This window comes from Streptomyces sp. L500 (genome assembly GCF_054551825.1).
Genome location: NZ_JBTOLC010000064.1, coordinates 1 through 26,577 on the forward strand (window position 1 = coordinate 1; position 26,577 = coordinate 26,577).

Consider the following 26,577-nt stretch of genomic DNA (forward strand, 5'->3'; position numbering starts at 1 on the left):
CTACGCCTTCCAGCACGAGCGCTACTGGCCTCGCCCCGCCGCGCTCAGCGGTGATGTGACGTCGGCGGGTCTGGTCCCCGCGGACCACCCCCTCCTCGGTGCCGCCGTGTCGCTCGCGGAGGCCGGTGGGGTGCTGTTCACGAGTCGGCTCTCGCTGCTGGTGCACGGCTGGCTCACCGATCACACGGTGGGCGGTGCGGCCGTCATGCCCGCTGCCGGGTTCGTGGAGATCGCGGTGCGCGCGGGCGACCAGGTCGGCTGCGACCGGGTCGAGACGCTGACCGTGACCACGCCGCTCGCGCTCACCGACGCCTCCGCGCTGGCGCTCCAGGTGTGGATCGGCGCGCCGGACGAGGCAGGGGCCCGCCCGATCCGCGTTCACTCCCGGCCCGAGGACGCGCTCGACCAGCCGTGGACCGAGCACGCCACCGGCGTCCTCGCCTCCGGCGAGCGGGTCGCGGACTTCGACGCCTCCACCTGGCCGCCCGCTGGCGCCACCGCCGTCGACCTGGACGGCTTCTACGACGACACGCACTACGGTCCGGTCCTCCAGGGCCTGCGGGCGGTCTGGGTCCGTGGTGACGAGGTGTTCGCCGAGGCTGGGCTGCCCGGTGACTCCGCCGACGACGCCCGGTACTTCGGGCTGCACCCGGCGCTGCTCGACACGGTCACCCACGCCGCCGCCTTCGTGGGCGCCGGCGAAGAGGACGTCATCCCGCAGGCCGCCGCCTGGAGCGGGGTCTCCCTGCACGCCGCCGGCGCCTCCGTGCTGCGCGCCCGGATCGCCCGTACCGGTGCGGACACCGTGTCCCTCGCCGCGGTCGACGCCGATGGCGCGCCCGTTCTGTCAGCGGAATCCCTGACGCTGAGCGCTCCTTCGGCGGAGGTTTCCGCTGCCCGGGGACGCGATCCGCTGTTCCGGGTGGACTGGGTCCCGGCGCCCGAGGTGCGCGCCGACCGGAGCGTGCGGTCGGTGACGCTCGGCACGGGCGCCGACGGGACCGTGTCCCTGGCGGGCGTCGAGGGCGGCGAGGACCTGGTCCTCGTCCACCTCTCCGGCACCGCCGCCGGCGGCGACGCGCCTGACGACCTCCCCGCCGCCGTCCACGCCCTGACCGGCCGTGTCCTCCAGCTCCTCCAGCAGTGGCTGGCCGACGACCGGTACGCCGCCTCCCGGCTCGTCTTCGTCACCCGTGGTGCCGTCTCCGCCGGTGCGGACGACGGCGTCGCGGACCTGGCCGCCGGTACGGTCTGGGGCCTGGTGCGCTCGGCGCACGCGGAGCACCCCGACCGGTTCGTCCTCCTCGATCTGGACGCCGACGCCGACCCGGCCGCGCTGCTCCCGGTCCTGCCGGGCCTGCTGGCCAGCGGGGACGCCCAGTTCGTCGTGCGCGGCGGCGAGGTGCGGGTGGGCCGCCTGGCCCAGCTGCCCACCGCCACCGCCACGGCCTCCGCCACCTCCTCCTCCGCCACCGCCGACGCGGCCCCGGCCGCCGGCCAGGTGCCCTGGCCCGCCGACGGGACCGTGCTCATCACCGGTGGCACGGGCGCCCTGGGTGGGCATCTCGCCCGGCGGCTCGCCGCCTCGGGCGTCCGGCACCTGCTGTTGACCAGCCGGCGCGGCCCCGCCGCGCCCGGCGCGGCGGAACTGGCCGAGGAGCTGCGGGCGCTGGGCGCGGAGCCCACCCTCATGGCCTGTGACACGGCGGACCGCGACGCGGCCCGCGAGCTGCTCGCGGCGGTCCCGGCCGCCCGTCCGCTGACCGCCGTGATCCACACGGCCGGTGTCCTCGACGACGGCGTGATCACCTCGCTGACCCCGGACCGGCTCTCGGGCGTCCTGCGTCCGAAGGTCGACGCCGCGTGGCACCTCCACGAGCTCACCGAGGGCCTCGACCTCGCCGCCTTCATCACCTTCTCGTCCGTCGCGGGCACCATGGGCAGCCCCGGCCAGGGCAACTACGCCGCCGCCAACGTCTTCCTGGACCTCCTCGCCCGGCACCGCCGGGACCGGGGCCTCGCCGGGATGTCGCTGGCGTGGGGCCCGTGGGCCCAGGACGCGGGTATGACCAGCAAGCTCAGCGAGGCCGACGTCCAGCGGATGCAGAGCGGCGGAATGCCGCCCCTGACGGTCGAACAGGGCCTCCACCTGTTCTTCTCGTCCCTCGGCTCCGACGAGCCGCTCGTCGTGCCGCTGGGGCTGGCCGCCGGGAGCATGCGGCCCGTGGGTGATGTGCCGCCGCTGTTCCGGGGCCTGGTCAAGGGCGGCCGGCGGGCCGCCGCGACCGCCTCGGGCGGCTCCGGCACGCCCGCCTCGTTCACCCGGCGGCTGCTGGAGATGGCGGAGGCCGACCGCGTGCGGCACGTCGTCGACCTCGTCCGCACCGAGGCGGCGGCCGTCCTCGGCCACGCCTCCGTCGAGGAGATCGGCGAGCGGCGCGACTTCTACGAGCTGGGCTTCGACTCCCTGACCTCCGTCGAGCTCCGCAACCGGCTCAGCTCCGCCACCGGGCTGCGACTGCCCGCGACGCTCGTCTTCGACAGCAAGACGCCCGCCGACCTGGCCGTCTGGCTGCGCAGCGAGCTCGCCTCGCAGCCCGGCCCGGACGGCACGCCGGAGGGGGAGGGGCTGCGGATCCCGTCCGGCGAGCCGGAGATCGACTCGCTGGAGCGGCTGTTCCTCGACGCGATGACCAACGGCAAGATGCCGGAGGCCCAGAAGATGCTGGCGGCCGTCGCGGCGCTGCGCCCGACGTTCGAGGCGACGGCCGAGCTGGAGGACCTGCCGCTGCCGGCGACCCTCGCCGAGGGCCCGGACGGGCCGAAGCTGATCTGTGTGAGCGCGCCCACCGCCAACGGCGGCGTCCACCAGTACGCGCGGCTCGCCGCGCACTTCCGGGGCCGGCGGGACGTGTCGGCGCTGCCGCTGATCGGCTTCGCCACCGGTGAGCGGCTGCCGGCGACGCCCGAGAGCGCCACGCGGGTGATCGCGGAGAGCGCGCTGCGCGCGAGCGACGGCGCCCCGTTCGTCCTCGTCGGCCACTCCTCCGGCGGCTCGTTCGCCTACGCGGCCGCCGGGCTGCTGGAGAGCACCTGGGGCATCCGGCCGGAGGCCGTCGTCCTGCTGGACACCCTCAGCATCCAGCACAACAGCGACGAGGGCGTCGACTACGCGGGCATGATGCGGCTCAACTTCGCGGGCCGCGACGCGTCACCGGTGCGGATGACGAACTCCCGGCTCTCGGCGATGGGCCGCTGGATGGTCCTGCTCAACCGGCTGGAGGTGCACCCGACCACCGCGCCCGTCCTGATGATCCAGTGCGACCGGCAGCTGCTGGGCACGGAGTCCGAGGCGCTCGGCACGGGCGGGGCGGCCGGCGCGGCGCAGGAGCCGCTGATCCCGTCGGCGCACGTCCGCATGGTCGACGCCGACCACCTCTCGATGGTCCGGGAGGACTCCGCCGCCACGGCCGCGATCATGGAGGACTGGCTGGGGGCGATCACCGGCGCCTGACGCACGACCACGGCGGGCGGCCCCGGGCCGCCCGCCGCGGTGCTCCGGAACGTCCCCTCGCGCCCGCATCTAGGGAAACCCGCAGTCGACCTCGATCAGGATGGCCTTGCAACGGGTCAGACGTGAGTGTCGGCAGTCGGCAGTCCGCTCCCCAAGACCGGCAGATCAGCGAGGGGTTGACATCCTGATGTCGAATGAGGGCAAGCTCCGCGAGTACCTCAAGCGTGCCATCGCCGACCTTCACGAGACCCGCGAGGAACTCGGCGAGACCCGGCGGCGGCAGCGCGAGCCCATCGCCATCGTCGCCATGGGCTGCCGCTACCCCGGCGGCGTCCGCACCCCCGAGGAGCTGTGGGAGCTGGTCGAGGGCGGCGTCGACGCCGTCACCGCCTTCCCCGCCAACCGCGGCTGGGACCTCGACGGCCTCTACGACCCCGACCCCTCCCACCAGGGCACCAGCTACGCCCGCGAGGGCGGTTTCCTCCACGACGCGGGCGAGTTCGACCCCGCGTTCTTCGGCATATCGCCCCGCGAGGCGACGGCCATGGACCCGCAGCAGCGGCTCCTCCTGGAGACCGCGTGGGAGGTCGTCGAACGCGCCGGCATCGACCCGGCGTCCCTGGCCGGCACCCGCACCGGCGTCTTCGTCGGCACCGGCCCCGGCGGCTACGACCCGGGCGCCGTCTCGCTGGGCGCCGTCCGGCGCACCGACGAGGTCGGCGGCCACCTGCTGACCGGCAACGCCATCAGCGTCGCCTCCGGCCGCATCTCCTACGTCCTCGGCCTCGAAGGCCCCGCCCTCACCGTCGACACCGCCTGCTCCTCCTCCCTGGTCGCCCTCCACCTCGCGGTGCACTCGCTGCGCCAGGGCGAGTGCGCGATGGCGCTGGTGGGCGGGGCGACCGTGATGTCCACCCCGCAGATGTTCGTCGAGTTCTCCCGGCAGCGCGGGCTCGCCCCCGACGGCCGGTGCAAGCCCTTCTCCGCCGCCGCCGACGGCACGGGCTGGAGCGAGGGCGTCGGCCTGCTGCTGGTGGAGCGGCTGTCGGACGCGCGGCGCAACGGCCACCCCGTGCTGGCCGTCATCCGTGGCTCGGCCGTCAACCAGGACGGCGCGTCCAACGGCCTGACCGCCCCCAACGGGCCGTCCCAGCAGCGCGTCATCCGCCAGGCCCTCGCCAACGCCGAACTCACCGCCCACGAGATCGACGCCGTCGAGGCCCACGGCACCGGCACCACCCTGGGCGACCCCATCGAGGCCCACGCCCTGCTCGCCACCTACGGCCGGCAGCGCCCCGCCGACCAGCCTGTCCTCCTCGGCTCGCTCAAGTCCAACATCGGGCACACCCAGGCCGCCGCCGGTGTCGCGGGCGTGATGAAGATGGTCCTGGCCATGCGCCACGGCCTCCTGCCGAAGACCCTCCACCTCGACGAGCCCACCCCCCACGTCGACTGGACGTCCGGCCACGCCCGGCTGCTGACCGGCCCGGAGACCTGGCCGGAGACCGGCCGGCCGCGCCGCGCCGCCGTCTCCTCCTTCGGTGTCAGCGGCACCAACGCCCACGTCATCATCGAACAGGCCCCGGAACCGGAGCCCGTGGAGCAGCCGGAAGCGCCGGCGCCCGTCGCCGCCGTGCGGCCCGCCGCGCTGCCGTGGGCCCTGTCGGCCCGCTCCGAGGAGGCCCTGCGGGCGCAGGCCGTGCGCCTCGCCCGGCATCTGCGCGCCCACCCCGGGCTCGCCCCCGCCGACGCGGCCTTCTCCCTCGCGGCCGGCCGGCCCCTGATGGAGCACCGGGCGTTCGTCGTGGCCGACGGCCGCGAGGAGGCCCTGGCCGGGCTGGACGCCCTCGCCGAGGGCCGGACCGCGAACGGGCTCGTCACCGGCACCGCCGCCAAGAAGACCCCCACGGCGTTCCTCTTCGCCGGGCAGGGCTCGCAGCGCCCCGGCATGGGCCGGGAACTCCACCGCACCTACCCCGTGTTCGCCGAGGCCTTCGACGCGGTGTGCGCGGAGCTCGACCCGCTGCTGGACCGCCCGCTGCGCGAGATCGTCCTCGCCGGGGAGGGCACGGCCGAGGCCGCGCTGCTGGACCGGACCGGCTGGACGCAGACCGCCCTGTTCGCCGTCGAGGTGGCCCTCCACCGGCTCGTCGAGTCCTGGGGCGTCACCCCGCAGTTCGTCGGCGGCCACTCCATCGGCGAGCTGTCCGCCGCCCACGTGGCGGGCGTCCTCTCCCTCCCCGACGCCGCCCGGCTCGTGGCCGCCCGCGCCCGTCTGATGGAGGCGCTGCCCGAGGGCGGGGCGATGCTGGCCGTCGAGGCCGGCGAGGACGAGATCCGCGCCTCGCTCACCGGACTCGACGACCAGGTCTCCGTCGCGGCCGTCAACGGGCCGCGCTCCGTCGTCGTCTCCGGCGACGAGGACACCGTCACCCGCCTCGCCGCCCGCTGGGAGGCCGAGGGCCGCCGCACCAAGCGGCTGCGGGTCAGCCACGCCTTCCACTCGCCGCGCATGGACGCCATGCTGGACGACTTCCGTCGCGTCGCCGAGGGCCTCACCTACCACGCCCCGCGCGTCCCCGTCGTCTCCACCGTCACGGGCGCGCTCGCCGGCGCGGACGAGCTGACCTCCCCCGAGTACTGGGTCCGCCAAGTCCGCGCGACCGTCCGCTTCGCCGACGCCGTACGGGCCCTGGAGGACGCGGGCGTGACGGCCTTCGTCGAGGTCGGCCCGGGCGGGGTGCTCACCCCGCTGGTCGAGGGCTGCCTGACCACCGCCGGCGCGGCCGTGGCCGTGCCCCTGCTGCGCGGCGACCGCCCCGAGGCCCGCGCCCTCGCCGAGGGCCTCGCGGCGGCCTCGGCGCGCGGCGTCCGCGTCGACTGGGCCGCCTCCTTCGCCGGCGTCGACGCCACGCGCGTCGACCTGCCCACCTACGCCTTCCAGCGGCAGTGGTACTGGCTGAACGCCGCCGACGCCCCCGGCGGCACCGACACGGCCCCCGCCCCGGCCGACGCCGTCGACGACGACTTCTGGGCGGCCGTCGAACGCGAGGACACCCGCACCCTCTCCGACGTCCTCGCCCTCGACGGCGACGACGCCACCACCCTCGGCGGCATCCTGCCCGCCCTCGCGTCCTGGCGCCGCCGCCGCACCACCCGCGCCACCGTCGACGGCTGGAGCTACCGCACCACCTGGACCCCGGTCACCACCGGCACCGACCGCACCCCCGCCGGCCGCTGGCTCCTCGCCGTACCCGCCGTCACCGGCGAGGCGGCGGACCGCTGGATCGACGCGCTCACCGGCCCGGCCGGCCCGCGCGCCGACAAGCTGACCCTGACCGGCGACGCCACCGCCGACCGCGACGCGCTCACCGCCGCCCTCGCCGCCGGGCCCGTGACCGGCGTGCTGTCCCTGCTCGCCCTCGACGAACGCCCCCACCCCGAGCACCCGTCCGTACCGCTCGCCCTCACCACGACCACCGCGCTCCTGACCGCCCTGGAAACCGCCGGCACCACCGCCGCCCTGTGGTGCGCCACCCGGGGCGCCGTGGCCACCGACGCCACCGAGGCACCGACGAGCCTCACCCAGGCACAGCTGTGGGGACTCGGCCGCGTGGCCGCCCTCGAACACCCCGGCAACTGGGGCGGACTGATCGACCTCCCGGAACACACCGACGCGCGAGCCCTCTCCGCCCTCCTCGGCGTGCTCGCCGACGGCCGCGAGGACCAGATCGCCCTCCGCCCCGCCGGAACCCTCGCCCGCCGCCTGGAGCGCGTCCCGGCCGCCGCCGCCGACACGGACACCGCCTGGCCCGTCCACGGCACGATCCTCATCACCGGCGGCACGGGCGCCCTGGGCGCCCGCGTGGCCCGTACCCTCGCCGAGGCCGGCGCCGAACACCTGCTGCTCACCGGCCGGCGCGGCGCGGACGCCCCCGGCGCCCGCGAACTGGCCGCCGAACTCACCGCGCACGGCACCCGCGTCACCCTCGCCGCCTGCGACGCCGCCGACCGCGACGCGCTCGCCGCGCTCCTCGCGGACGTCCCGGACGACACCCCCCTCACCGGCGTCGTCCACGCCGCCGGCGTCCTGGACGACGGCGTCCTGGCCACCCTCACCCCCGAGCGCCTCGCGACCGTCCTGCGCCCCAAGGCCGAGGCCGCCCGCCACCTCCACGAGCTGACCCAGGGCCGGGACCTGGACATGTTCGTGCTCTTCTCCTCGATCACCGGCGTCATCGGCAACGCCGGCCAGGCCAACTACGCCGCCGCCAACGCCTGCCTCGACGCCCTCGCCGAACAGCGCCGCCACCAGGGCCTGGCCGCCACCTCCGTGGCCTGGGGCCCGTGGGCGGGCGACGGCATGGCCACCGACGACGCCCTCGCCGGACGCATGAGCCGCGACGGGCTGCGGCCCATGGCCCCCGCCCCCGCCCTCGCCGCCCTGCGGCAGGCCGTCGCCCGGGGCACGGCCCACACCACCGTCGCCGACATCGACTGGGCCCCCTACGCCGCCGCCCTCACCGCCACCCGCCCCTGCCCCCTGATCGACGGCGTGCCCGAGGCCCGCCGGACCCGCGAAGCCGGCCGTACCCCGGGCACCGCACCCGGCGGCTCGCCGCTGCGCGACCGCCTCACCGGCCGCCCGGCCGCCGAACAGGACCGGCTGCTCGTCGACCTCGTCCGCGAGGAGATCGCCAAGGTCCTCGGCCACGCCTCACCCGACGGCATCGACGCGGGACGGGCCTTCCGCGACCTGGGCTTCGACTCCCTGACGGCCGTCGAGCTGCGCAACCGCCTCTCCGCCGCGACAGGGGTACGGCTGCCCGCCACCCTCCTCTTCGACCACCCCACGGCCGCCGCCGTGGCCGCGCTCCTGCGCACCGAGGTCCTGGGCGCGACGGGCGCCGCACTCGAACAGGCCGACGCTGCCGCCCTCCTCGACGAGCCCGTGGCGATCGTCGGCATGGCCTGCCGCTTCCCCGGCGGCGCCAACTCCCCGGAGGACTTCTGGCGGCTCCTCGCCGAGGGCGCCGACGGCATCACCCCCTTCCCCGAGGACCGGGGCTGGGACACCGCCGGGCTCCACCACCCCGACCCCGACCACCAGGGCACCAGCTACGTCCGCGAGGGCGGCTTCCTCACGGACGCGGCCGGCTTCGACGCCGGGTTCTTCGGGATCTCGCCCCGCGAGGCCCTGGCCATGGACCCGCAGCAGCGGCTCCTGCTGGAGACCACCTGGGAGGTCCTCGAACGGGCCGGCATCGACCCGACGTCCCTGCGCGGCAGCCGCACCGGCGTGTTCGCCGGCACCAACTCGAACGACTACCAGACCATCCTCGACGGCACCCGCGACGAGGTCGCGGGCCACCTGCTGACCGGCAACGCCATGAGCGTGGTCTCCGGCCGCGTCGCCTACACCTTCGGCTTCGAGGGCCCGGCCGTCACCGTCGACACGGCCTGCTCGTCGTCGCTGGTCGCCCTGCACATGGCCGCCCAGTCGCTGCGGCAGGGCGAATGCACGCTCGCCCTCGCGGGCGGCGTGACGGTGATGTCCACCCCCTACTCCTTCGTGGAGTTCTCCCGGCAGCGCGGGCTCGCCGCCGACGGCCGGTGCAAGCCCTTCGCGGCCGCCGCCGACGGCACGGGCTGGAGCGAGGGCGTCGGCCTGCTGCTGGTGGAGCGGCTGTCGGACGCGCGGCGCAACGGCCACCCGGTGCTGGCGGTCGTCCGCGGCAGCGCGGTCAACCAGGACGGCGCGTCGAACGGACTGAGCGCCCCGAACGGCCCCTCGCAGCAGCGCGTCATCCGCCAGGCGCTGGCCAACGCGGGCCTGGCGGCTGCCGATGTGGATGCCGTGGAGGCCCACGGCACGGGTACGACGCTCGGTGACCCGATCGAGGCGCAGGCGCTGCTGGCCACCTACGGTCAGGACCGTGACGCCGACCGGCCGCTGTGGCTGGGCTCGGTGAAGTCCAACATCGGCCACACGCAGGCCGCCGCAGGCGTCGCGGGCGTGATGAAGATGGTCCTGGCCATGCGCCACGGCCTCCTGCCGAAGAGCCTCCACATCGACGAGCCCACCCCGCACGTCGAGTGGACCGACGGTGCCGTCGCCCTGCTCGCCGAACCCACCGAGTGGCCCGGCGACGACCGGCCCCGCCGGGCCGGCGTGTCCTCCTTCGGCATCAGCGGCACCAACGCCCACATCATCCTCGAACAGGCCCCGGCGGAGGCCCCGGCGGACGAGCCCGTGACCGAGGCCCCCGCCGCCCCGGGCCCGTGGCTGCTCTCCGCGAAGACCGGGGACGCCCTCCGCGACCAGGCACGCCTGCTGGCCGAGTACGTCCGTGCCGCCGAGGCGCCCGACGTCCCCGGCGTCGCGCACGCGCTGGCGACCGGCCGCGCGGCCCTGGAGTACCGGGCCGCCGTCGTCACCGACGGCGGCGACACCGGCGAACTCCTCGCCGCGCTCGACGCGCTGGCCGCCGGGCTGCCCTCACCGCACGTCCTCGACGGCACCGCCGAGGGCGACCGGGGACCGGTGTTCGTCTTCCCCGGCCAGGGCTCCCAGTGGGCCGGCATGGCCCTCGAGCTCCTCGACACCTCCCCGGCCTTCGCCGAACGCCTCGCCGAATGCGGCGCCGCGCTGTCCCAGTACGTCGACTGGTCGCTGCCGGACGTCCTGCGGGGTGCCCCCGACGCGCCGTCCCTCGACCGGGTGGACGTCGTCCAGCCCGCGCTGTTCGCCGTGATGGTGTCGCTGGCCGCGCTGTGGCGCACGCACGGCGTCGAGCCCGCCGCCGTCCTCGGCCACTCCCAGGGCGAGATCGCCGCCGCCTGCGTCGCGGGCGCCCTGACCCTGGACGACGCGGCCCGCGTCGTCGCCCTGCGCAGCCAGGCCATCGCCCGCGCCCTGTCCGGCGACGGCGGCATGGTGTCCGTCGCCCAGCCCGCCGACGCCGTGCGGACACGCATCCGCGCCTGGGGCGAGCGGGTCTCCGTCGCGGCCGTCAACGGCCCCGCCTCCGTGGTCGTCTCCGGCGAGCCCGGCGCCCTCGACGAACTCCTCGCCGACTGCGAGCGCGACGGCGTGCGCGCCCGGCGCGTGCCCGTCGACTACGCCTCCCACTCCGCCCAGGTCGAGCGGATCCACGACGAACTGCTGGCCCTGCTGGCCCCCGTCACGCCGCGCGCCGCCGAGATCCCGTTCTACTCGACGGTGACCGGCGAGCCCGTCGACACGACCACGCTCGACGCCGCCTACTGGTACCGCAACCTGCGGCAGACCGTCGAGTTCGAGGAGACCACGCGGGCGCTGCTGCGCGCCGGGCACCGGTCCTTCATCGAGGTCAGCCCCCACCCGGTGGTCATCGCCGGGGTGCAGGAGACCGCCGCCGACACCGGCGTGACCGCCGCCGCGACGGGCACCCTGCGCCGCGAGGACGGCGGGCCCGCCCGCTTCCGCGCCGCGCTCGCCGACGCCTGGACGCACGGTGTCCCCGTGGACTGGTCCACGCTGTTCACGGGCACCCCGCGTGTTGAGGTGCCCACGTACGCCTTCCAGCGGCAGCGGTACTGGCCGCGCGTCGTCGAGGGCGCGGGCAACGTGGCCTCCGCCGGGCTGGAGTCGCCCGAGCACCCGATGCTGGGCGCGTCCGTGGAACTCGCGGGCGGCGGCGGGCTGATGGCCACCGCGCGCTGGTCCGTGCGCACCCACCCCTGGCTCGCCGACCACGCCGTGTCCGGCACGGTCGTCGTACCCGGCGCCGCCCTCGTCGAGGCCGTGATCCGCGCCGGCGACGAGCTCGGCTGCGGCCACGTCGACGAACTCACCCTCCACGCCCCCGTCGTCCTGCCCGAGCGCGGCGAGATCCGGGTGCAGATCGCCGTCGGCGCCCCCGAGGAGTCCGGGCACCGCCCGGTGACCCTCCACGCCCGCACCACCGAGGACACCTGGACCGAGCACGCCACCGGCACCCTCGCCCCCACCGCCCCGGCGGCGCCCCAGGAACTCACCGCCTGGCCGCCGAAGGGCGCCGAGGCGCTCGCCGTGGACGGCTTCTACACCACGCTCGCCGAGCGCGGCTACGGCTACGGCCCGGTCTTCCAGGGCGTACGGGCCGCCTGGCGGCACGGCACGGACGTGTACGCGGAGGTGGAGCTGCCCGAACGGGCCCGCACCGACGCCGCCCGCTTCGGCCTCCACCCCGCCCTGCTGGACGCCGCCCTCCACCCGGCCGGACTCGGCCCGCTCGACGCCGGGGACGGCCGCCCCGGCATGCCCTTCTCCTGGACCGGCGTCACCCTCCACGCCACCGGCGCCACCCTGCTGCGCGTACGGATCGCCCCCGCCGGACCGGACGCCATCGCCGTGACCATGGCCGACGGCACCGGCAGCCCGGTCGCCACCGTCGACCGGCTGACCGTACGCCCCGTCCCGGCCGCCCTCCTCGACCCGGCCGCCCACGCCGCGCGCGAAGCGCTGTTCCACGTCGAGTGGACGCCGCTGACGGGCACGCGGACCGCTGACGCGGGTCGCGCCGACGCCGGCCCCGTCGGCACCGACCGCCCCGGCACCGGCCACGCCGAGGGCCGGCCCGCCGCCTGGGCCCTGATCGGGCCCGACCCGGACGGTGCGGCGGCCAGCGCCCTCGTCGGCGCCGATGTGGCCGTCACCGCGTGGGACGGTCTCGCGGACCTGGCCGCGTCCGCCGGGCCCGTGCCCGACGTGATCGCGGTCCTCGTCACCGGCCGCGGCCACCCGGACGACGCGCCGGGCGCCGCGCTCGAAGGCGCGCTCGCGCTCGTCCAGGCGTGGCTCGCCGACGAACGGTTCGCCGACACCCGCCTCGTCGTCGTCACCCGGAACGCCGTCGCCACCCACACCGGCGAGGACGTCCGGGACCTGCCGGCCGCCGCCGTGCGCGGCCTGCTGCGCTCGGCGCAGTCCGAGCACCCCGGCCGGATCGTCCTCGCCGACGTCGACGCCCACGCCGGCTCCTGGCTGCCGCTGCCCGCCCTCGTCACCGACGCCGACGAACCCCAGCTGGCGCTCCGCCAGGGCACCGCCCACGCGCCCCGCCTCGTCCGCACCCACACCCACGCGCCCCTGCCCGTCCCCGACGGCCAGGAACCGTGGCGGCTGGACATCCCCGAGAAGGGCACCGTCGACAACCTCGCGCTGACGCCCTGCCCCGAGGCCGCCGCCCCCCTGGAGCCCGGCCAGGTCCGCATCGCCGTCCGGGCCGCCGGCCTGAACTTCCGCGACGTCCTCAACTCCCTCGGCATGTACCCCGGCGGAGCAAAATTCCTCGGCTCGGAGGCGGCCGGCGTCGTCGTCGAGACCGGGCCCGGAGTCGAGGGCATCGCCGTCGGCGACCGCGTCATGGGCATGGTGCCCGGCGGCTTCGGCCCGCTGGCCGTGGCCGACCACCGCGTCCTCGCGCCCGTGCCGCGCGGCATGTCCTTCGAGCAGGCCGCCGCCGTCCCCGTGGTGTTCCTCACCGCCTACTACGCCCTGCGCGACCTCGCCGGCCTCACCGCCGGGGAGACCGTCCTCATCCACGCCGCCGCAGGCGGCGTCGGCATGGCCGCCGCCCAACTGGCCCGCCACTGGGGCGCCGACGTCCTCGGCACCGCCAGCACCCACAAGCAGGACCTGCTGCGCGCCGAGGGCTGGCCCGCCGACAAGCTGGCCTCCTCCCGCACCCTCGACTTCGAGGACCACTTCCGGGAGACCACCGGCGGCCGGGGCGTGGACGTCGTCCTCAACTCCCTCGCCGGCGACTTCGTCGACGCCTCGCTGCGCCTGCTGCCCCCCGGCGGCCGGCTGATCGAGATGGGCAAGACGGACATCCGCGACGCCGCCGACGTCGCCCGGGACCACGAGGGCGTCGCCTACCGGGCGTTCGACCTGATCGAGGCCGGGCCCGAGCGCATCCACGAGATGCTCGCCGAGCTCGTCGCCCTGTTCGAGGACGGGACGCTGCGGCCGCTGCCCGTCACCACCTGGGACGTCCAGCACGCCCGCGAGGCCTTCCGCTTCGTGTCCGAGGCCCGCCACGTCGGCAAGGTCGTCCTCACCGTGCCCCGCCCCTGGGACCCCGACGGCACCGTGCTGATCACCGGCGGCACCGGCGAACTCGGCGGCCTGCTGGCCCGCCACCTCGTCACCCACCACGGCACCCGGCACCTGCTGCTCACCAGCCGGCGCGGCACGAGCGCCCCCGGCGCCCCCGAGCTCCGCGACGAACTGACCGCCCTGGGCGCCCACGTCACCGTCGCCGCCTGCGACACCGCCGACCGCGACGCGCTCGCCGCGCTGCTGGCCGGCATCCCCGCCGAACACCCGCTGACCGCCGTCGTCCACGCCGCCGGCGTCCTCGACGACGGCGTGATCACCTCCCTGACCCCGGACCGGCTCTCCGGCGTCCTGCGCGCCAAGGCCGACGCCGCCCGCCACCTCCACGAGCTCACCGCGCCCCACGACCCCGCCGCCTTCGCGCTGTTCTCCTCGGCCGCCGGCGTCTTCGGCTCGGCCGGCCAGGGCAACTACGCGGCCGCCAACGCCTACCTCGACGCCCTCGCCCAGCACCGCCGCGTCCAGGGCCTGCCCGCCACCTCCCTCGCCTGGGGCCTGTGGGAACAGGCCAGCGAGATGACCGCGCACCTCGACGACGGCGATCGCGCGCGGGCCCGCCAGTCGGGCGCGCTCACCCTCTCCACGGCCGACGGCCTCGCCCTCTTCGACGCCGCCCTCGCCGCCCGCAGGCCCCTGCTCGTCCCCGTCCGCCTCGACGGTTCCGTGCTGCGCGCCCGCCACGCGGCCGAACTCCCCGCCCTGCTGCGCGGCCTGTACCGGGGAGGCACCGCCACCGCGCGGCGCGCGGCCGGCGCCGCACGGCCCGCCTCCGGCACCGACGCGCTCCGGCAGCGGCTCGCGGGCCTGCCCGCCGCCGACCGCCGCGCCCACCTGCTGGAGCTCGTCAGCGGGTGCGTCGCGGCCGTCCTCGGCCACACGGACACGAGCCTCGTCCCCGCCGAACGGGCCTTCCGCGACCTGGGCTTCAACTCGCTCACCTCCGTGGAGCTCCGCAACCGGCTCGGCACCGCCACCGGCCTGCGCCTCCCGGCCACCCTCGCCTTCGACTACCCGGCCCCGGCCGCCCTCGCCGCCTACCTCGACGGCGAGCTCGCGGGCGGCCTCCCCGACAGTGCCCCGGGTGACGAGACGGCCGCCGCCTCCGCCGCCGACGAGCCGATCGCCGTCGTGGGCATGGCCTGCCGGCTGCCCGGCGGCGTCCGCTCGCCCCAGGACCTGTGGGAGCTGCTGGCCTCCGGCACCGACGCCATCGCCGGCTTCCCCGAGGACCGCGGCTGGGACCCGGACGCGGTCTACGCCTCCGTGCCCGAGGGCACAGGTTCCTCCCGTACCCGCGAGGGCGGCTTCCTGTACGACGCCGCCGAGTTCGACGCGGCGTTCTTCGGCATCTCGCCGCGCGAGGCCCTCGCCATGGACCCGCAGCAGCGCCTGCTGCTGGAGACCGCGTGGGAGACCTTCGAACGCGCCGGCATCGACCCGAGGTCCGTACGCGGCAGCCGCACCGGCGTCTTCGCCGGACTGGCCTCCAGCGACTACCTCGCCCGGATCCCCGAGATCCCCGAGGAACTCGCCGGGTACGTGAACAACGGCAACGCCATGAGCGTCGTCTCCGGTCGCGTCGCCTACGCCCTGGGCCTGGAGGGCCCGGCGGTGACCGTCGACACGGCCTGCTCGTCGTCGCTGGTCGCCCTCCACATGGCCGCCCAGTCGCTGCGGCAGGGCGAGTGCACGCTGGCGCTGGCCGGCGGTGTGACCGTCATGTCCTCGCCGCGCCTGTTCACCGACTTCGCCCGCCAGCGCGGCCTCGCCGGCGACGGCCGCTGCAAGCCCTTCGCCGCGAGCGCCGACGGCACCGGGTTCTCCGAGGGCGTCGGCCTGCTCCTCGTCGAGCGGCTGTCGGACGCGCGGCGCAACGGCCACCCCGTGCTGGCCGTCCTCCGCGGCAGCGCGGTCAACCAGGACGGCGCGTCGAACGGCCTGAGCGCCCCGAACGGCCCCTCGCAGCAGCGCGTCATCCGCCAGGCCCTCGCCAACGCCGGCCTGAAGAGCGCCGACGTCGACGCCGTGGAAGCCCACGGCACCGGCACCAGCCTGGGCGACCCGATCGAGGCCCAGGCGCTGCTGGCCACCTACGGCCAGGACCGGCCGGAGGACCGGCCGCTGTGGCTGGGCTCGGTGAAGTCCAACATCGGCCACACGCAGGCCGCAGCGGGTGTCGCGGGCGTGATGAAGATGGTCCTCGCGATCCGCAACGGCGTCCTGCCGCGCAGCCTCCACATCGACGAGCCGTCCCCGCACGTCGACTGGAGCGCGGGCGCGGTGAGCCTGCTGGACCGGGCCGTCGACTGGCCCGGGAACGACCGGCCGCGCCGGGCCGGCGTGTCCTCGTTCGGCATCAGCGGCACCAACGTCCACGTCATCCTCGAACAGGCCCCCGCCGATACGGAAGCACCGGCGGAGAGCACGCCGGAACCCTCGGAGGCCACGGTCCCGTGGCTGCTGTCGGCCCGCAGCGAGCGCGGGCTGCGGGGCCAGGCCCGCGCCCTGCTCGCCCACCTGGAGAAGCACCCGGACGCGAACCCCCTCGACGTCGCGTTCTCCCTCGCCACCCGGCGCTCCACGCTCGAACACCGGGCGGTGGTCGTCGGCGCCGGCCGCGAGCGGCTCACCGAGCGGCTGCGCGCCCTCGCCGAGGGCGAGCCCGCCACCGCGACCGTCCACGGCGGCTTCACCGGCTCCCGCGAGCGCAAGGCCGTCTTCGTCTTCCCCGGCCAGGGCTCCCAGTGGGCCGGCATGGGCACCGAGCTCCTCGCCGCCTCCACCGTCTTCGCGGACCGCGTCGCCGCCTGCGAACGCGCCCTCGCCCCGTACACCGACTGGTCCCTGACCGCCGTCCTGCGCGGCGACGCGGACGCGCCGGGGCTCGACCGAGTGGACGTGGCCCAGCCCGCGCTGTGGGCGGTCATGGTCTCCCTCGCGGAGGTGTGGCGGGCCCACGGCGTCCGCCCCGCCGCCGTCCTCGGCCACTCCCAGGGCGAGATCGCCGCCGCCTGCGTCGCCGGGGCGCTGTCCCTGGAGGACGGGGCCAAGGTCGTCGCCCTGCGCAGCCTGGCCATCGCGAAGGAGCTCTCCGGCCACGGCGGCATGGTGTCCGTGACCGCCGCGCACGCCGACGTCACCGACCGCCTCGCACGCTGGGGCGACGATCTGTCCGTCGCCGCCGTCAACGGCCCCTCCAGCGTCGTCGTCTCCGGCGACGACACGGCCCTCGACGAACTCCTCGCCGAGTGCGCGGCCGACGGCGTCCGCGCCAAGCGGATCCCCGTCGACTACGCCTCCCACTCCGCCCAGGTCGAGCGGATCCACGACACCCTCCTCGCCGACCTCGACGGCCTCGCGCCCGCCCCGGGCGACGTGCCGTTCTTCTCGACCGTCACCGGCGACTGGCTCGGCGCCGGCGATGGCGACGACGACCGTCTGGACGCCGCCTACTGGTACCGGAACCTGCGCCGCACCGTACGGCTGGAGGACGCGCTGCGCGCGCTCCTCGCCCAGGGCCACGACGTGTTCGTCGAGTGCAGCCCCCACCCCGTCCTGACCATGGGCATCGAGGACACCGTCGCCGACGCGGAGGCCGACGCCGTCGCCCTCGGCTCGCTGCGCCGCGACGACGGCGGGGCCGAGCGCCTGCTGACCTCCCTGGCCGAGGCCCACGTCCACGGCCTGCCCGTCGACTGGGCCGGCCCCGTCGCGGGCGGCCGCCCCGTCGAACTGCCCACCTACGCCTTCCAGCGCGAGCGCTTCTGGCTGGAGCCGTCGGGCTCCGCCGACCCGGCGGGTCTGGGCACGGCCGTGGCCCTCGCCGACGACGGCACCGTCCTCACCGGAACCGTCGGCCTCGCCTCCCACCCCTGGCTCGCCGGTCACACGGTCCACGGCTCCGCCGTCGTCCCCGGCACGCTCCTGCTCGAATGGGCCGTGCGCGCGGGCGACGAGGCGGGCTCCGGGACCGTCCACGAGCTCACCGAACACCTGCCGGTCGCCCTGACCGGGCAGGGCACCACCGACGTCCAGGTGGCCGTCGGCGCGCCGGACGGCGACGGGCGGCGCCCGGTCACCGTGCACACGCGCCCGGGCGGCGCGGACGCGCCGTGGACGCGGAACGCCACCGGCACCCTGACCGCGGGACCGGCCGCCCCCGCCGCCCCGGCGCCCGTCACCTGGCCGCCCACGGCCGCCCGCCCGGTCGATCTCGACGCCCTCCTCGACACGCTCGCCGCCCACGGCCACGACCACGGGCCGGCGTTCCGCACGGTCCGCGCGCTCTGGCAGGGCGACGGCGAGCTGTACGCCGAGGTCGCCCTGGCCGACGAGGACCGGGCAGGTGCCTCCGGCTTCCGCCTCCACCCGGCCCTCCTCCAGGCGCTCCTCACCCTCCGCGACCCCGAGGGCACCCCCGCGCTCCCGGCCGACTGGCGGGGCGCCACGGTCCTCGCCACCGGCGCCGACCGCCTCCGGGTGCGGCTCGCCCCGGCGGGCGACGACGACACGCTGTCGCTGACCGCGTGGGACACCACGGGTACGCCCGTGGCCGTCGCCGAAGCCGTGACGACGCGGGAGCTCACCGCCGACCGGCTCACCACCACGGGCCGGGCACGGCACGACGCCCTCCACCGGGTGAACTGGACGCCGCTCGCTTTCGAAACGTCGCAGGAGCTCGCGGACTTCGCGGTCCTCGGCGACACGGCCCCGGTGGCGGCGCTGGAACGGTCCGGTGCGCCCGTCCGCGCGTACACCGACCTCACCGCCCTCGGAGCGGCCCTCGACGCCGGGGACCCCGCACCCCGGACCGTCCTGCTGCGGCCGGCCCCCGGAGGCTCCGGGGACGTCCCCGAGGCCGCCCACCGGATGGTCCGGGACGGCCTCGCCCTCGTCCAGTCCTGGCTCGGCGACGAGCGGTTCGCCGGCTCCCGGCTCGTCCTCGTCACCGAAGGCGCCGTCGCCACCGGCCCCGACGACGCGGTGCCCGTCCCGGCCGAGGCCACCCTGTGGGGCCTGGTGCGCTCCGCGCAGACCGAGCACCCCGGGCGCTTCGTCCTCGCCGACCTCGACGGCGACGACCGCTCCACCGCCGCCCTGGCCCCGGCCCTCGCCGCGGCCGACGCGGCGGGGGAGAGCCAACTGGCCGTTCGCGGTGGCACGGTGACCGTCCCGCGCCTGGTCCGCACCGACCCGGCCGACCTCACGGACACCCCCGTGTGGGAGTGGAACCCCACCGGCGAGGGCACCGTGCTGATCACCGGTGGCACGGGAACGCTCGGCGGCCACGTCGCCCGGCACCTCGTCAATCGGCACGGCGTCCGCCACCTGCTCCTCACCGGCCGCCGCGGCCCCGACGCCCCCGGCGCCCGGGAACTGCGCGAGGAACTGGCCGCCCTGGGCGCGGAAGCCACCGTCGTCGCCTGCGACGCCGCCGACCGCACCGACCTCGCCCGCGTGCTCGCCGCCATCCCGGCCGAACACCCGCTGACCGCCGTCGTCCACGCCGCGGGCGTCCTCGACGACGGACTCCTGGAGAACCTGACCCCCGATCAGGCCGAACGGGTGCTGCGGCCCAAGACCGACGCCGCCTGGCACCTCCACGAGCTCACCCGCGAGGCCGGGCTCTCCGCCTTCGTCCTCTTCTCCTCCTTCGCCGGCGTCGCCGGCGGCATGGCCCAGGCCAACTACGCCGCTGCCAACGCCTTCCTCGACGCCCTCGCCCACCACCGCCGCGCCCAGGACCTGCCCGCCGTGTCCCTCGCGTGGGGATACTGGGAAGAATCGAGTGGATTGACGGCCACCCTGGACGACGTGGACCTCGACCGCTTCGCCCGCTCCGGCATGCTCCCGATGCCGACCGGCCACGGACTGGACCTGCTCGACGCCGCCTCCGGCGTCGACAGCGCCCTCCTCGTGCCGGTCCGGCTCGACCCGCGCGCCCTGGCCGCCTCCGCCCCCGCCGGCGTCCCCCCGCTGCTGCGGGCCCTCGTCCGCACCCCCGTGCGGCGTGCCGCGAGCGGCGGCGGGGACGGTGCCCGCGAGACGGGGATCGCCGAACGGCTGGCCGGGCTGAGCGCGGCGAAGCAGGAAGCCCTGCTGCTGCGGCTCGTCGCCGGGCACGTCGCCACCGTCCTCGGCCACGGCTCCGCCGACGCCGTCGACGCCGAACGCGGCTTCCTCGACCTGGGGATGACCTCGCTCACCGCCGTCGAACTGCGCAACCGGCTCAACGCCGAGACCGGGCTGCGGCTGCCCACCACGGCGATCTTCGACCACCCGACCCCGCTTGGCCTCGTCCGCCACCTCCGCGAACGGCTCGACCTCGCCCCCGGCGCCGACGGCACCGGCGAGGCCGCGCCCGTCTTCACCGAACTCGGCCTCCTGGAAGCCGCCGTGGCCGCGAGCGAACTCGACGGCGAGGCCCGCACCCGGCTGCTCCAGCGCCTGAAGTCACTCCAGTGGAAGCTCGACGCCGACGACGACGGCACGACGGCCGAGGACCCCACGGCCGCCGACCCCGCCGCCTCCGACCTCGAAGCCGCCGAGACCGACGACGAGATGTTCGACCTCATCGACAAAGAACTCGGCCTCGCCTGACAAGCCCAGTCAGTCGAAAAACACCCTTTTTCCGGACTGGGAGGAAGCAAGCACCATGACCAGCAGCACCGAAGACAAGCTCCGGGACTATCTCAAGCGCGTCACCGCGGACCTGCGGCGAGCCAAGCAGCGGCTGGAGACCGTCGAGGCCAGGGACAGCGAGCCCATCGCCGTCGTCGGCATGGCCTGCCGCTTCCCCGGCGGCGTCGCCTCCCCCGAGGACCTGTGGCGGCTCGTCGACGGCGGCGTCGACGCGGTCGGCGACGTACCCACCGACCGCGGCTGGGACTTCGACGCCCTCTACGACCCCGAGCCCGGCAAGCCCGGCAAGAGCTATGTGCGCCAGGGCGGCTTCCTCACCGGAGCGGCCGACTTCGACGCGGAACTCTTCGGCATCGCCCCCCGCGAGGCGCTGGCCATGGACCCCCAGCAGCGGTTGCTCCTCGAATCGGCCTGGGAGGCCGTCGAACGCGCCCGCATCAACCCCGCCTCCCTGCGCGGCAGCGACACCGGCGTCTTCGTCGGCGGCGCCGACACCAACTACGGCTCGCTCGCCTCCCGCACCGACGAGACCGAGGGGCACCTGCTCACCGGCGGCGCCACCAGCGTCCTGTCCGGCCGCATCGCTTACACCCTCGGCCTCGAAGGCCCGGCCGTCACCGTCGACACGGCCTGCTCCTCCTCCCTCGTCGCCCTCCACCTCGCCGTCCGCGCCCTGCGCTCCGGCGAATGCTCCCTCGCCCTGGCGGGCGGCGTCGCCGTGATGCCCACCACCAGCCTCTTCACCGAGTTCTCCCGCCAGCGCGGACTCGCCCCCGACGGCCGCTGCAAGCCCTTCGCCGAAGGCGCCGACGGCACCGGCTGGGCGGAGGGCGTCGGCGTCCTCCTCGTCGAACGCCTCTCCGACGCCCGCCGCAACGGCCACCGCGTCCTCGCCGTCGTCCGCGGCACCGCCGTCAACCAGGACGGCGCCAGCAGCCGCCTCACCGCCCCCAACGGCCCCTCCCAGCAGCGCGTCATCCGCGCCGCCCTCGCCAACGCCCAGCTCACCCCCGACCAGGTCGACGCCGTCGAGGCCCACGGCACCGGTACGACGCTGGGCGACCCCATCGAGGCCCAGGCGCTCCTCGCCACCTACGGCCAGGACCGGCCCGCCGACCGGCCGCTGCGCCTCGGCGGCATCAAGTCCAACATCGGCCACGCCCAGGCCGCGGCCGGCGTCGCCGGCGTCATCAAGACGATCATGGCGATGCGTCACGGCGTCCTGCCGCGCACCCTCCACGTCGACGAGCCCACCTCGCACGTGGACTGGACGGCCGGCGCCGTCGAACTGCTCACCGAGCGCCTCGACTGGCCCGCCACCGGCCGCCCGCGCCGCGCCGGCGTCTCCGCCTTCGGCATCAGCGGCACCAACGCCCACGTCATCCTGGAGCAGGCCGAACCCGAGCCCGAGCCCGCCGCCGAGGAGCGGGAACCCGCCGTGACCCCGGGCGTGGTGCCCTGGGTCCTCTCCGGCAAGACGGAAGCCGCCCTGCGCGCCCAGGCCGCCCGCCTGCTGGACCGCACCGATGGGCACCCCCTCGACGTCGGCTTCTCCCTGGCGACGACCCGGGCCGGCTTCCCGCACCGCGCCGTCGTCCTCGGCGACGGCGCCGAAACCCTCACCCGGGCCCTGACGGCACTCGCCTCCGGCGAACCCGACACCGGCCTCGTCCAGGGCGCGGCCACCCCGGGCAGAACGGCCTTCCTCTTCTCCGGCCAGGGCTCCCAGCGCCCGGGCATGGGCCGCGAACTGCACGCCCGCTTCCCCGTGTTCGCCGACGCCTTCGACGCCGCGTGCGCCGCCCTGGACGAACACCTGGACCGGCCCCTGCGGGAAGTGGTCTGGGGCGCGGACCAGGACCTCCTCAACCAGACGCTGTACGCCCAGGCCGGGCTGTTCGCCGTCGAGGCCGCCCTGTACCGGCTCGTGGAGTCCTGGGGCGTCCGCCCCGAGTACGTCGCCGGGCACTCGCTCGGCGAGATCACGGCCGCCCACGTCGCGGGCGTCCTCTCCCTGGCCGACGCCTGCGCCCTCGTCGCCGCCCGGGGCCGGCTCATGCAGGCCCTGCCGCGGGGCGGGGCCATGGCCGCCCTCCGCGCCACCGAGGACGAAGTCCTGCCCCTGCTGACCGACGACGTGGCCATCGCCGCCGTCAATGGTCCGTCCTCCGTCGTGATCTCCGGCGCCGAGGACGCCGTCGAACGCCTGCGCGCCCACTTCGAGGGCGACGGCCGCAAGACCAGCCGGCTGCGGGTCTCCCACGCGTTCCACTCCCCGCTGATGGAACCGATGCTGGACGACTTCCGCACCACCGTCGCCGCCCTGACCTTCGCCCGCCCGGACCTGACCGTCGTCTCCAACGTCTCCGGCGGCCTCGCAGGCGACGACCAACTGCGCTCCCCGGACTACTGGGTCCGCCACGTCCGCGAAGCCGTCCGCTTCGCCGACGGCATCCGCACCCTCCACGCCGAAGGCGTCACCCGCTTCCTGGAACTCGGCCCCGACGGCACCCTCTCCGCCATGGCCCGGGAAACCCTCCCCGACGAGACGCCCGCCGTCCCCGCCCTCCGCAAGGACCGGCCGGAGGAGACCGCACTCGTCACCGCCCTCGCCCACCTGTCCGTCCAGGGCGTGGACGTCGACTGGAGCGCCCTCTTCACCGGCACGGCGGCCCGGGGGACGGACCTCCCGACGTACGCCTTCCAGCACCGCCGCTACTGGCCCGAACCCGCCCCCGCCACCGGCGACGTCGGCACCGCCGGCCTCGAAGCGACCGACCACCCGCTGCTCAGCGCCGCCGCCTCCGTGGAACTCCCCGACGGCGGCGACGGCCTGCTGCTCACCACCCGCCTGTCGGTCCGCACCCACCCCTGGCTCGCCGACCACATGGTCCTGGGCTCCGTCCTCCTGCCCGGCACCGCCTTCGTCGAACTCGCCATCCGCGCCGCCGACGAGGTCGGCTGCGACCGCATCGAGGACCTCACCCTCGCCGCGCCCCTCGTCCTCCCCGAGGACGGCACCGGCGTCCAGCTGCAACTCCACATCGGCCCCGCCGACGGCACCGGCCGCCGCACCCTCACCGCCCGCTCCCGCCCCGAAGGCGACGGCGAACGCCCCTGGACCCGCCACGCCACCGGCGTGATCGGCGGCACGGGGGAGGAGCGGCCCCCGGCCGCCCTCGACATGACCGCCTGGCCGCCCGCCGGCGCCGAGCCCGTCGAACTGACCGGCCTCTACGACCGGATGGCCGTCGGCGGCTTCGACTACGGCCCGCTCTTCCAGGGCCTGCGCCGCGCCTGGCGGCGCGGCGACGAGATGTACGCCGAGGTGTCCCTGCCCGAGACGGGTGAGGGCGACGCCGCCGCCTACGGCATCCACCCCGCGCTGCTGGACGCGGCCCTCCACGTCACCGCCTTCAACGGCATGGAACGAGGCGTCCTCCCCTTCTCCTGGGAGGGCGTCACCCTCCACGCCTCCGGCGCCTCCGCGATCCGAGTCCGCGTCGTCCGCACGGGCGACGACTCGGTGTCCGTGACCGTCGCCGACACCGAGGGCGGGCCCGTCGCCTCCGTCGAGACGCTCGTCCTGCGGGCGGTCTCCGCCGACCGCGCCGACCGGCTGACGGGCGCCGGCACGACGGCGGGCGCCATCGGCCGGGACTCGCTGTTCCAGCTGCGCTGGACACCCGCACCCCGGGGCGTGCCGCGACCGGGCGGCGTCACGGTCGTGGGCACCGAGACGTTCGCCGTCACCGACCCCGAACGGTTCGTCCACCACACGGACCTGGCGGCGCTGGCCGAGGCCGGCGACGTACCGGACACGGTGCTCGTCCCCGTGGCGGGCGACGGATACCCGGACGCCGTGGTGGACTCCGTCCACACGGTGACGGCCCGGGTGCTGGAACTCGTACAGGCATGGCTGACGGACGAGCGGTTCGCCGGGGCACGGCTGGTGTTCGTCACCCGAGGAGCCACGGCCGGCAACGACCTCGCCGCGGCGGCCGCGTGGGGCCTCGTGCGCTCGGCACGCTCCGAGCACCCGGACCGCTTCGGCCTGCTCGACCTGGAAGGCGACGAGGCGGCCTGCCTCACCGCACTCCCGCACGCCCTCGCCCTGACCCCCGACGAGCCGCAACTGCTCCTCCGCGACGGCGAGCTCCTCACCGCGCGACTGACCCGGGCCACGCACCGGGAGACCACGGTCACCCCCTGGACCCCGGACGGCACCGTCCTCGTCACCGGCGGCACGGGCGGCCTCGGCCGCGCCGTCGCCCGTCACCTGGTCACCGCCCACGGCGTACGCGACCTCCTCCTCGTCAGCCGCAGCGGCCCCGCCGCCGAAGGCGCCGAAGAACTGGCCCGCGAACTGACCGACCGGGGCGCCCAGGTCACCGTCGAAGCGTGCGACGTCACGGACCGGGCGGCGGTGGACGACCTCGTCTCCCGGCACCGCGTCGCGGCCGTGATCCACACGGCCGGAGTGCTGGACGACGGCGTGGTGGAGGCCCTGACGCCCGACCGGCTCGCCACCGTCCTCCGCCCGAAGGCCGACGCCGCCTGGCACCTCCACGAGGCGACCCGGGACCTCGACCTCGACGCCTTCATCACCTTCTCCTCCGTCTCCGGAGTCTTCGGCGGCCCCGGCCAGGCCAACTACGCGGCGGGCAACGCCTTCCTCGACGCGCTCGCCCAGCACCGCCGCGCCACCGGCCGCACCGCCGTCTCCATGCCCTGGGGTCCGTGGACCCAGGACGGCGGCATGACCGGCACCCTGTCGGACGTCGACATCCGGCGCATCGCCCGCTCGGGCATGCCCGAACTCACCCCCGCCGAAGGCGTCGCCCTGTTCGACGCCGCGCTGACGGTGGACGACGCCATCGTCCTGCCCGTCCGCTTCGACCTCCCCGCCCTGCGGGCCCAGGGCGACGCCCCCGCTCTCCTGCGCGGCCTCGTCCGGGGCCGCGCCCGCCGCTCGGCGGCGACGGCCTCGGCGGCGGCCGCCGGACTCGTGGGCCGCCTGACCGGGCTGGGCCCGGTCGAGCGCCGGGAGGTGCTCCAGGACCTGGTCCGCGGCCAGATCGCCGTCGTCCTCGGCCACGCGGACGCGGACACCGTGGACCCGTCACGCGCCTTCCAGGACCTCGGCTTCGACTCCCTGACGGCCGTCGAACTCCGCAACCGGCTGAACGCGGCCACGGGCCTGCGCCTCTCGGCGACGGTGGTCTTCGACTACCCGACCACGGAGGCCCTGGTGGCCTTCCTGCTGGACGAGCTGTTCGGCACGGAGCCGGAGGCCGCGCCCTCGGCGGCCGTGAGCACGCTGCCGGCGGTGGCCGACGACCCGATCGTGATCGTCGGCATGAGCTGCCGCTACCCGGGCGGGGTGACCGGCCCCGAGGACCTGTGGCGGCTGGTGTCGGAGGGCGTGGACGCCGTCTCCGGCTTCCCGACCGACCGCGGCTGGGACGTCGAGGCCCTCTACAACCCCGACCCCGACGTCCCCGGCACCTCCTACACCCGCTCCGGCGGCTTCCTCCACGAGGCGGGCGGGTTCGACCCGGAATTCTTCGGGATGAGCCCGCGCGAGGCCCTGGCGACGGACTCGCAGCAGCGACTGCTGCTGGAGACGACCTGGGAGGCGATCGAGCGCGCGGGCATCGACCCGGTGTCGCTGCGCGGCAGCAGGACCGGCGTCTTCGCCGGCGTCATGTACAACGACTACGCGAACATGCTGGTCGGCGACCAGTTCGAGGGCTTCCGGGGCAACGGCAGCGCCGCCAGCATCGCCTCGGGCCGGGTGTCGTACACCTTCGGCCTGGAGGGCCCGGCGGTGACGGTGGACACGGCGTGCTCGTCGTCGCTGGTCGCCCTCCACTGGGCGGCGCAGGCGCTGCGCTCGGGCGAGTGCTCGCTGGCACTGGCCGGCGGTGTGACCGTCATGTCGACGCCGACGACGTTCGTGGAGTTCTCCCGCCAGCGCGGCCTCGCGGCGGACGGCCGCTCCAAGGCGTTCGCGGACGCCGCCGACGGCGTCGGCTGGGCGGAAGGCGTCGGCATGCTCGTCCTGGAGCGGCTGTCGGACGCGCGACGCAATGGCCACCGCGTGCTGGCGATCGTGCGCGGTTCGGCGGTCAACCAGGACGGCGCGTCCAATGGTCTGACGGCGCCGAACGGCCCCTCGCAGCAGCGGGTGATCCGCCAAGCGCTGGCGAGCGCGGGGTTGTCGGCCTCTGATGTGGATGCGGTGGAGGCGCACGGTACGGGTACGACGCTGGGT

3 protein-coding genes are annotated in these 26,577 nt (G+C 76.1%); all 3 read left to right on the forward strand.

Annotation, left to right across the window (positions count from 1 at the left end):
* The coding region (locus ACX9I7_RS30470; protein WP_459389155.1) for a type I polyketide synthase at positions 1-3,514 on the forward strand (3,514 nt) is incomplete at its 5' end.
* A 187-nt stretch (positions 3,515-3,701) separates the two neighbouring features.
* Positions 3,702-20,258 (forward strand): type I polyketide synthase, encoded by a 16,557-nt coding sequence (locus tag ACX9I7_RS30475; RefSeq protein WP_459389156.1) that lies wholly within the window; start codon positions 3,702-3,704, stop codon positions 20,256-20,258.
* A gap of 55 nt (positions 20,259-20,313) precedes the next feature.
* On the forward strand, positions 20,314-26,577 hold a 6,264-nt coding region (locus ACX9I7_RS30480; protein ID WP_459389157.1), incomplete at its 3' end, for a type I polyketide synthase.

What these genes read in the sequence shown, in the direction of transcription:
- ACX9I7_RS30475 (WP_459389156.1), top strand. Translation starts at nt 3,702, where the DNA reads ATGTCGAATGAGGGCAAGCTCCGCGAGTACCTCAAGCGTGCCATCGCC.